Here is a 9,831-nt window from a genome sequence, read left to right on the forward strand (position 1 = left end):
GGCTTTTTGTTGTTGTCCGCTTCCCTGAACCCTAGTCAGCTTACCGGCAGGTTTGCCGGATCCTGAAATCTTGGTTCCGATCAGACAAAGTCGAAGCGGTCCAGGTTCATGACCTTGTTCCAGGCGGCGACGAAGTCGCGCACGAACTTCTCCCGCGCGTCATCCTGAGCATAGGCCTCGACCAGGGCCCGCAACCGGGAGTTGGAGCCAAAAGCCAGATCAACGCGGGTACCGGTCCACTTGAGCTCCCCGGTTTGGCGATCGCGACCCTCAAAGGTGTCCCGGGCCTCGGAGGTGGGCTTCCAGGTGGTGTTCATGTCCAGCAGGTTAACGAAGAAGTCGTTGGTCAGCTTCCCCGGCTGTTTGGTGAAGACGCCGTGCGGCGAGTTCCGGTAATTGGCCCCCAGCACCCGCAGGCCGCCGAGCAGCACCGTCATCTGCGGGGCGCTCAGGGTCAGGAGGTGAGCCTTGTCCACCAGCATCTCCTCGGCCGAAACGGTGTAGGCCTGCTTCTGGTAATTGCGGAAACCGTCGGCCTCGGGCTCCATGATCGAGAATGATTTCAGATCGGTCTGCTCCTGGGAGGCATCGGTGCGACCCGGGGTGAAGGGTACCTCGACGGCGTGTCCGGCCGCCTTGGCCCCCGCTTCAACCGCCGCGCAACCGGCCAGCACGATCAGATCCGCCAGCGATACTTTCCTGCCGCCTTGCTGGGCGCCGTTGAACTCCTGCCGGATGGTTTCCAGCACCCCCAGCACCCTGGCCAGTTGCGCCGGCTGGTTAACCTCCCACTCTTTCTGCGGCGCCAGGCGGACACGGGCGCCGTTGGCGCCGCCCCGGTAGTCAGAACCACGGAAGGTTGAGGCCGAGGCCCGGGCGAAGGCATCGGCGAACTCCTCCGGGTTCTGCTGGTAGCGCCGGGCGATGGGCTCGTAGATCGGGTCGTAACGCATTGAGAGGTCGGCGGTGGTCATCATCGGCCGGTGCTTCTTGGACGGGTCATGGGCGTCGGGAATCATATCCTCTTCGGCCACGTCCTTGGCCAGCCACTGGTTGGCCCCGGCCGGGCTTTTGACCAGCTCCCACTCGTACTTGAACAGCGTATTGAGGTAGCCCATGTCCCATTTGGTGGGGTTGGGTTTCCAGGCCCCTTCGATGCCGCTGGTGATGGCATCACCGCCTTTGCCGGTGCCCAGTGCGTTCTTCCAGCCCAGTCCCTGCTCTTCCAGCGGCGCGGCTTCGGGCTCCGGGCCCACCAGCTTCGCGTCCCCGGCGCCATGGCACTTGCCGAAGGTGTGGCCGCCGGCGGTCATGGCCACCGTTTCCTCATCATTCATCCCCATGCGGGCGAAGGTTTCCCGCACATCCCGGCCCGAGGCCACCGGATCGGGGTTGCCGTTGGGGTCCTCGGGATTGACGTAGATCAGCCCCATCTGCACGGCGGCCAGCTAAGCCTTATTTTCCGATTGAATCAAAACGTCCGCAACAAACTGCGGGCGTTTTGATTTATACCCTAAAAAACACGGCTGCGAAATTTCCGGTCCTTTAACTGAAACCTGCCCATCCGGGGGCACACTTTTTCGTCTGTTGACATCGGGATTATCCATCTCTACGATGGGGTATAAATGGCAGCCGTCACAGCCCGCCGCAACCGGGGTTCTCGTGCCTGCAAAAAGGGAGTTGACCCAAGTCATGCCAGCAGTCGACACCGAGCGGGGCCACCGCCGAGCGCCCCATGTCATCCTCTCCTCCGGCGCCACGGAAAATCTCCAGCCGATCAAACGAATGAACCGCTTTTTCGGCCGTTCGGTCTTCACCTGTGTGGATTGCGACGGTTACCGCACCACCGGCCGGAAGCTTGTCATCCTGGGCCGTTCCCTGGAGACCGTGCGGCTGGCCCTGGCCATGGGCCAGATGTTCACCCCGGATATCACCCTGGCGATGCCGGCCGGGCGGCTGCCCGATGACCATGCCGAACTGCTGGCCGAAGACGGGATCAAATTCAGCGCCGGAACGCCGGAGGAGTTTCTCGGCGATCCGGAGTTGACCGGGGTGCGGCTGGAAGACGGACTGGAGATCCCCTGCCAGGTGGTCATGCTCAGCTATGGTTATCTGCTCAACGACGCCTTTCTGGCCGGGCTCGCCCTGCAACGGGAGGCCGACGGCAAGAAACTGGCCACCAATCATCTCTGCGAAACTTCATGTAAAAACCTTTTTGCCCTGGGCGCCCTCAGAGCGGGCAACGCCCAGGCCATTATCGCCGCCGGCCAGGGAGCCATGGTGGGCATCGAGATCAACCGGCGCCTGCTGGAGTTGTGACCGAGTCGGCAGCGGCAATCTTCCAAACCGAGGGTCCGGAACATGGCACAGGACATCAATCTTCTGATTGGCGGCGAGGCCGGCCAGGGTCTGGTGACCATCGGTCAGTTGCTGGGCAAGGCCCTGCTCCGGACCGGCCACGAGTTTTTTGCCAGTCAGAGCTATCACTCCCGGATTCGCGGGGGACACAACACCTTCGCCATCCGGGCGGGTGGTGCCGGGCCTTTTTTTGCGGCCCGGGAGAGTATCGACATCCTGGTGGCGCTCAATGCCGAAACGGTGGAGCTGCACCGCGGACAACTGACCGACCGGGCCCTGCTGATTGTCGATGCCGCCCACGCCCCCAAGCTGCCCGGCGTCATCCCGGTGCCCTTTGCCGAGCTGGGCCCGGAAAAGCTCTGGAATACCGCCGCCCTGGCCCTGCTGGGGCAAATTCTGGGCCTGCCCCCGACATCCCTCTACCGGGTGGTGGAGGAGATGTTCGGGGCAAAGCACCCGGAGGTGCTGGCCGAAAACCGGGAGATCATGGAGAAAAGCCGAGAGTGGGCCAAGACCGGCGTTCCGGCCCACGATTTCACCCTGACCGCCCCCACCCCCCATTCCCGCCAACGACTGTTGCTCAACGGCAACGAAGCCGTCGCCCTGGGCGCCCTGGCCGGCGGCCTCAAATTCTGCGCCTTCTACCCCATGACCCCGGCCACCTCCATCGTGGTCGAACTGATTACCCACGCCGAGGTCATGGGCTGCGTGATCGAACAGGCCGAGGACGAGATCGCCGCCATCAACATGGCCATCGGCGCCTCCTTTGCCGGAGCGCCGGCCATGGTGGCCACCTCGGGGGGCGGTTTTGCCCTGATGGCCGAGGGGGTCAGCCTGGCGGCGATGACCGAAACCCCGGTGCTGATCGTGGTGGGCCAGCGCCCCGGCCCGGCCACCGGCATGCCCACCCGCACCGAGCAGGCGGACCTGGAGTTCGTCCTCCACGCCGGTCACGGCGAGTTTCCCCGGGCGATCCTGGCTCCCGGCAGCATCGAAGAGTGCTTTACCTTGAGCGCCCGGGCCCTGGACCTGGCCGAACGCTCCCAGTCGCCGATCTTCCTGCTGACCGACCAGTTCCTGGCCGACTCGGCCCGGCCGGTGGCCCCTTTCGATCCAACGGCCGTCACTCCGGTCAAAATCGGGACCGACCCCCAAAGCGTGGCCACCCCCTACCGACGCTACCTCCTCACCCCCGACGGGATCTCGCCGAGATTACTGCCGGGCCTCTCCAAGCATCTGGTGGTGGCCGACAGCGATGAACATGACGAGGAGGGCCATATCAGCGAAGAGCACGACCTGCGCATCGCCATGGTGGAAAAACGGCTGCGCAAATTGGAACTGCTCCGGCGGGAAACAGTGGCTCCAACCCTGGAGGGCGAAAAGGGGGCGGAACTGCTCCTGGTCTGCTGGGGCTCCAGCCTGGGACCGGTGCGGGAAGCCGCCGCCACCCTCCGCGCCCAGGGCCGCCGGGTCGCCACTCTCCACTTTTCCCAGGTGTGGCCCCTGCTCCCGGAGCAGTTTCTGGCCACTCTCCAGGCCGCCGAAAAAGTTGTCTGCGTGGAGGGCAACGCCACCGGCCAGTTTGCCCGGCTGATCCGGCGGGAAACCGGCTTTGTCATGACCGAACGGATCGGACGTTATGACGGCCTGCCCTTTACCGCCCGCTTCATCCTGGAGCGTCTGCAAAACCCGGAAAAGGCATAAGGTGAGAAGATGACTACCCTGGAAGATTACGGCAAGTTCGAGACCGCCTGGTGCCCCGGCTGCGGCAATTTCGGCATTCTCAACGCCCTGAAACAGGCCCTGGTGGCCTGTGATCTGGCGCCCCACCAGATCCTGCTGGTTTCCGGGATCGGCCAGGCCGCCAAGGCTCCCCATTATCTGCGGGCCAACGTCTTCAACGGTCTCCATGGCCGCAGCCTGCCCGCCGCCCTCGGGGCCAAGCTGGCCAACCCGGAACTGACCGTGATCGCTGAAAGCGGTGACGGCTGCCTGTACGGCGAAGGGGGTAACCATTTTCTCGCCGCCCTGCGCCGCAATCTCGATCTCACCATCCTGGCCCACGACAACCGGGTTTACGGACTGACCAAGGGCCAGGCCAGCCCCACTTCCCAGCAGGGGATGGTGACCAAGACCCAACCCCACGGGGCCTTTGCCGCCCCCTTTAACCCGGTGGCGGTGGCGGTGACCATGGGCGCCTCCTTTGTGGCCCGGGGCTACGCCGGCAGACCGGAACAGCTGGCCGGCCTGATCGCCGAAGCGATCAAACACCGGGGAACGGCCCTGGTCGATATCCTCCAACCCTGCGTGTCCTTCAACAAGCTCAACACCTACCAGTGGTACAAGGAACACTGCTACGATTTAGCAGCGGAACATGACCCCACCGACCAGGCCGCGGCCTGGCGCCTGGCCCTGGAGTTCGGCCAGCGGATTCCCCTGGGAATCATCTATAAAACAACCCAGCCGCTGTTTGAAGAGCAGTTCGCGACCCTCAAAAAAGGGCCGTTGGCCCGCCAGGAGGTGCCGCCGGCGGAGTTGCAGCAGATAATCCAGCATTATTCCTAAACACGGGGAGGTCAACATGGACATCTATCAGTTCGCCATGCAGATGGAGAAGGATGGAGAAAACTACTACCGCCAACTGGCCAAGGAGGTCACCGGCTCCGGGCTGGCAAAAATTTTCACCATGCTGGCCGACGAGGAGGTCAGGCACTACCAGGTGGTGGAAGAGTTGCGCCGCCGGGAGAGCAAACCCCAACTGGGGGACGCCACGATCCTGAAAGATGTCAAAAATGTCTTCAGCGCCATGCGGGATGAAAAGGAGCAACTGTTCGTCGATACCACCGCGGCCAGCAACAGCTACCGCAAGGCCTGCACCATCGAGGCGGACAGTGAGAAGTTTTACCGGGAGAATGCCGCCCAGGCCACCGATTCCCACGAACAAAAGGTGTTTGCGCGCCTGGCCCAAGAGGAGGCCAACCATCTGCGGATCATGGAAACTATCCTGGAGTTCGTTTCCCGGCCGGAACCGGGCAACTGGCTCGAAGACGCGGAGTGGGTCCACCTGGATCAGTACTGATCGCGCTTCTCAGGAGCAGTAGTTGGGGTGCCGGAACTGAAAACCGCAGGCGCAGTGAGAGCCATGGGAGTAGTCCTGCCAGCCGACTGCCTGCACCTCCCCGATCTGGGCGGCCATGTCCACCACCTTATCGAAGGCGAACATGATCCCCGCGGCCTTGAGGTCGGGGCCGATGGTCTTCAATTTGGTCACCCCTTCGTAGACCACGGCCCCGACCACCTTGGCGCCGCCTATGCTGTGACCGGCGATCTTGGTGTTGAGGGCGTGATCGATAACATCGCCGGCATAAGTCAGCATCTCAAGCAGGGGTCCACTCCAGGCCCGTCCGCCCACATAATAGGAGACCACGGCGCGCACCACATAGGCCCCCGCCTTGATGGCGGTCTGGGTGGCCGCCTTGCCCGCACTCTGGTACCAATGGATGTTCCAGTAATCGCCCACCTGGTTGTGGATAACCCATTCACTCAGGCATACCCGATTGCCGCGACCGAAGCGGCCGGAGCAGACGGCATGACTGTTGGTGCAGGTCCAGGTGAAGTTACCCACATGCACGTGCATCGGCTGCAGAACGCCGTCGAAGCCCATGGTCTCGGCGGCGATGCGCCGCTGAATCCGCTGGTACGGCGTAACCGCCTGGTAGCCCTGGGCGCTCCCCAGAAAGAGGGCTATCGCCGGTCCGGCGGCCTCAAAGGTGACCGGCCCCGATGACGCGGCACAGGCCAGGTTGTCCGCCACCTGCACGATATTGCCGGCGGCATCATGGAGACAGGAGATCCCGGTTTCCCCGGCAATGCCCACGGCCGCGTCGAAGGCCGGATTATAGGTGTGCAGGAGAAAGGCCGGCGGCTCGGCGCCTTGCAACTGCGCGGACGAGAGTCCCGGATGGATGATGGCGGGCTCGGCATCCCAGGCATCGACGGCGAGCAAACATTCAACATCGTTCTCGTTGCGCGCCATGCCGGCGATGATGCCAATGGTCTGCTGCCGCAGGGCCGGGGCGGCGCTGAACGACACCATCAGGTCGGAAGAGGGAATATCCAGGGTCTGGATATTGGTGAGCAGATGGCTGAAGAAGCCGAGATTCCGGGCCGCAGCCAGCACCTGGTCCGTCGTCAGATAACCCTTGGCGGGGTCGATCAGCCCGGCATGCTCCTCGGCCCGGTCGGCCAGATAAAAATGGGCGGCCAGCTTGAGCTGATACTGCCATTGCGCGGCACCCGGCGCGATGAAGCTCAAGCCGAAATCCTCCGCGTACTGGATGATGGCCGCCGTATCGGCCAGCAGCGGGGCGCAGCCCGGCAGCGGGTCCGACGGGGTGATGGTAATGGCCGGCAGGGACATAATCACCGTGACCAGCGTCTGCGGGGTTTCGAACTCACCATCCTGGTTGTCATCGGTGGCGGCACCACTTACCAGTGCCACCGACTCGATGCGCAACTGCCCCAAGTCCTGGGCGCTGTCCGTGTCGACCCCGGCCCAGTGGGGAAAGCGTTGCACCGCTTCGCGCAGGGCCGAATCGGTGTCGGAATGGCCGAAGAGTCCCGCGTAATATGCCGCAAGATTTTGCTCTGCCTGGATCATGGCCGCGCTGCCCAGCTTGGCTGCCAGCTCCTCACGCCCCAGGCCGAAAGACCAGGTGGGGTTGCCCGGCTCGTTTTTCAGGGTGGCGGCCGGCTCCAGCCGCACCGCTGGCACCGCGGTGAGATCGGCGGCCAGCGCCGAGTCATGGAGTGCGTAATGCTTGCTCTCGCTGAACTGAAGATTACTTGCGGGGATCGGATCAGGCACCAGGCCCTGCAGGGTGGCATCGGGGGGAATGTGCCGGTCGGAAACTTCTGAATTGGAGGAAAAGCAGCCGGCCAGCAACAGTGCGGCGGCCACGAAGATGACAGGCTGGAGAGGCATTTTCATGGGCATCCTTTTCGCCGTTTGGCGCACTGGCACATGGCATGTTTAGAAGCATCAGCGACTACCCGCACAAACTATCAATAAATACGGATATCATTTAGCGATATAGCGGTTGCCGGTTGCCCCGTCAACTAAAAAAGGGAAAACGGCCAACCGCCGCGCTGGCCTGACCAACTTCCAGCCTATGGTCGCTCCAGACGCAGGATACGCCCGGCGGTTTCATCGAGCAGATAGAGCCGCCCGTCGGGCCCCTGGCGAACATCACGGATTCGATGGCCGAGCTCACCCAGCAGCCGCTCCTCCCCTACCACCTTCTCACCCTCCAACTCCAAACGGACCAGCACGCTGCCCCGCAGGGCCCCCACCAGGAGATTCCCCCGCCACAGGGGAAACTCCTCCCCGGTATGGAAGGCCATCCCCGAGGGAGCGATGGAGGGGGTCCAGACATGGATGGGGGCTGTTACGTCCCCGCGCTCCGTCCCCTCACCGATGCGGAAGCCGGTGCCATATTCCCGGCCATGGGTAATCACCGGCCAGCCATAGTTACGGCCCGGACGAATAACATTGACCTCGTCACCCCCCTGGGGCCCGTGTTCGTGGCTCCAGAACTCGCCGGTTTCGGGATGCAGGGCCGCCCCCTGGACATTACGGTGACCGTAGGACCAGATCTCGGGCAGGGCCTGTGCCTGTTCCAGAAAAGGGTTGTCCTCCGGCACCGAGCCATCCGGGCGAATGCGTACGATCTTACCCAGATGACTGTCCAGATCCTGGGCCCGATCCCGATGAAAAAAACGTTCACCCAGGGTAACAAAGAGGTTGCCCCGGCGGTCGAATACCAGCCGTGAGCCCCAGTGATGCTGGCCGGGCGGGGCCTCGTTCTGGGCAAAGATTCGGGTTACTTCCCGCAACCGCATCTGCTCCAGGTCCAGCCGGGCCCGGGCCACCGCGGTCCGAGCCCCCCGCGCAACCGGTTCCGCGTAGGAAAAATAGATCAGGTTGTCATCGGCAAAATCGGGACTGAGTACCAGATCCAGCAGGCCGCCCTGCCCCCGGGCGTGAACCGCCGGCAAACCAGCCAGGGGCGGGGAAATCTCTCCATTGGACGCGACGATCCGCAGGCGACCGGGCCGCTCCGTCACCAGCATCCGGCCGTCGGGCAAAAAGGCCAGGGACCAGGGTGTTGCCAAACCGGTAGCCACCTCCACCACCCGGACAGGGCCGACCTCGCTGTTCACGGTGACCACGTCCTCCCCCGCCCCACCGCCGCCGGGAGCGCCCAGCAACAGCAGGAGGATAAGCATGACCCCGAGAACCCCAACGCGATAATGATTCATGGCCATCTCCCCACCTCGCTGGAAAAACCCATTACCAGACGATCAACCCCTCGGGACTCGCGCAAAACTTATTTTTTATGTTGTACATGATCACCGCGTGAGAAGGCAATGACGACAAGAGGGCCCAAGGGGTTGCTTTTATACGTTGACAAGCTGATTGCCATCACCACACGATGGAGAAACTTCATCTTGTCAACGCCTCAAAGCCGATGAAGATCACCCCGCAGGTGGAAAGGGAATACTCCGAGATCGAAAGGGTCCACTAAGCCTTATTTTCCCGTCGAATCAAAGAGCCCGCAGCCAAATGCGGGCTCTTTTTTAAGTTATAGCAGCCCCGATGAGCGTTTCTTCTTCGAGCGTTGGCCAATGATCAAGCCGAGCAACAGAACCCCCGCCCCGGCTAGAAACCACTTGATGGAGGAAGACAGAAACTCATCCGCGATTCGTCCTTCCAGCTCCTTGATGTGTTGGACTTTTTCCGCCATCTGGTTGGTTAGCTTTTCATGTTCTTCCCGGATGATCAGGAAATTCCTGGAGTCCGTCTGTAGTTTCTCGTAGTCGGCAGTTGCCCTTTGCAGCCGGCCTTCCGTTTGCCGCAAGCTTTCTTCAAGCTCCCGATTGAGCCGGTTAAGTCGGTCGTTTTCCTTCCTTTGCGAGTCTCTTTCCGCTTCCGTTGACTTCAGGCGGTCCGTCGTCGCCTGGAGCGCCTGCCGGGCCGGAGGTTCGGGCTGTAGATACTGTGTGCGGACCCAGCCATCCTGCCTGCCGGGGATTTCCACCCGGCTCCATTCTCCGTCGGTTTCCATAAGTTCCAGCCGCTGGCCGGTGCTTATCATCCCTATAATCCGGTATTGATTACCAGGACCGGATCGGAAGGTAGCTTCGAGTTGGTCGGTTACGTACCGGGTCTCGGCGAAAGCGGTGAGCGCCGTAGCCAGCACCAGGACTACTGCCAGAAGGATTGGTTTTTTCATTATTTCATACTCTACAAGATGATCTTAGGCTGCAGCCGCCGTTTTTCGTATTTTAACCCGTACTATCTATGCCAAAAAATAGCATCCATTTCAATCTTTCAATTTATTGGGATGGTGGCGTCCATGGCGGTTGGCCAACTCGGCCATGCGATGCTGACTTCTCCCTGTTAGGATCCAT

At 62.3% G+C, this 9,831-nt stretch carries 7 protein-coding genes and 1 pseudogene; 4 read left to right on the top strand and 4 right to left on the bottom strand.

Annotated elements, in window-relative coordinates:
* Window positions 1-80: 80 nt before the first annotated feature.
* A pseudogene (locus ACHHRT_RS11780) lies at window positions 81-1,448 on the bottom strand (peroxidase family protein); the annotation flags it as partial.
* 244 nt (window positions 1,449-1,692) lie between these two features.
* Here ACHHRT_RS11780 and ACHHRT_RS11785 point away from each other — a divergent pair.
* From ACHHRT_RS11785 to ACHHRT_RS11800, 4 genes are read left to right on the top strand one after another with little or no spacing between them, the layout of a single operon-like run.
* Window positions 1,693-2,319, top strand: a complete 627-nt coding sequence (locus tag ACHHRT_RS11785) for an NAD(P)/FAD-dependent oxidoreductase (RefSeq protein WP_395499969.1) — start codon at window positions 1,693-1,695, stop codon at window positions 2,317-2,319.
* Between the two features lie 42 nt (window positions 2,320-2,361).
* Window positions 2,362-4,062 (top strand): 2-oxoacid:acceptor oxidoreductase subunit alpha, encoded by a 1,701-nt coding sequence (locus ACHHRT_RS11790; RefSeq protein ID WP_395499970.1) that lies wholly within the window; start codon window positions 2,362-2,364, stop codon window positions 4,060-4,062.
* 9 nt (window positions 4,063-4,071) lie between these two features.
* Entirely contained in the window at window positions 4,072-4,923 is an 852-nt protein-coding gene (locus tag ACHHRT_RS11795) for a thiamine pyrophosphate-dependent enzyme (protein WP_395499971.1), read from the top strand.
* 16 nt (window positions 4,924-4,939) lie between these two features.
* A complete protein-coding gene (locus tag ACHHRT_RS11800; protein ID WP_395499972.1) occupies window positions 4,940-5,437 on the top strand; it encodes a ferritin-like domain-containing protein in 498 nt (165 codons plus the stop codon).
* Window positions 5,438-5,446: 9 nt separating this feature from the next.
* Here ACHHRT_RS11800 and ACHHRT_RS11805 read toward each other — a convergent pair whose 3' ends face one another.
* The 3 genes from ACHHRT_RS11805 to ACHHRT_RS11815 all read right to left on the bottom strand — a co-directional run bounded on the left by ACHHRT_RS11805 (window position 5,447) and on the right by ACHHRT_RS11815 (window position 9,653).
* Window positions 5,447-7,342, bottom strand: coding sequence for a hypothetical protein (locus ACHHRT_RS11805; protein ID WP_395499973.1), 1,896 nt, complete (start codon window positions 7,340-7,342; stop codon window positions 5,447-5,449).
* A 185-nt stretch (window positions 7,343-7,527) separates the two neighbouring features.
* Window positions 7,528-8,646, bottom strand: a complete 1,119-nt coding sequence (locus ACHHRT_RS11810; protein WP_395499977.1) for a PQQ-dependent sugar dehydrogenase — start codon at window positions 8,644-8,646, stop codon at window positions 7,528-7,530.
* A gap of 356 nt (window positions 8,647-9,002) precedes the next feature.
* Window positions 9,003-9,653: a TIGR04211 family SH3 domain-containing protein gene (locus ACHHRT_RS11815; protein ID WP_395499974.1), complete on the bottom strand. Its 651-nt coding sequence runs from the start codon at window positions 9,651-9,653 to the stop codon at window positions 9,003-9,005.
* Window positions 9,654-9,831: the final 178 nt, after the last annotated feature.

The sequence above is a fragment of the Desulfurivibrio modestus genome (assembly GCF_044068625.1).
GTDB lineage: Bacteria > Desulfobacterota > Desulfobulbia > Desulfobulbales > Desulfurivibrionaceae > Desulfurivibrio.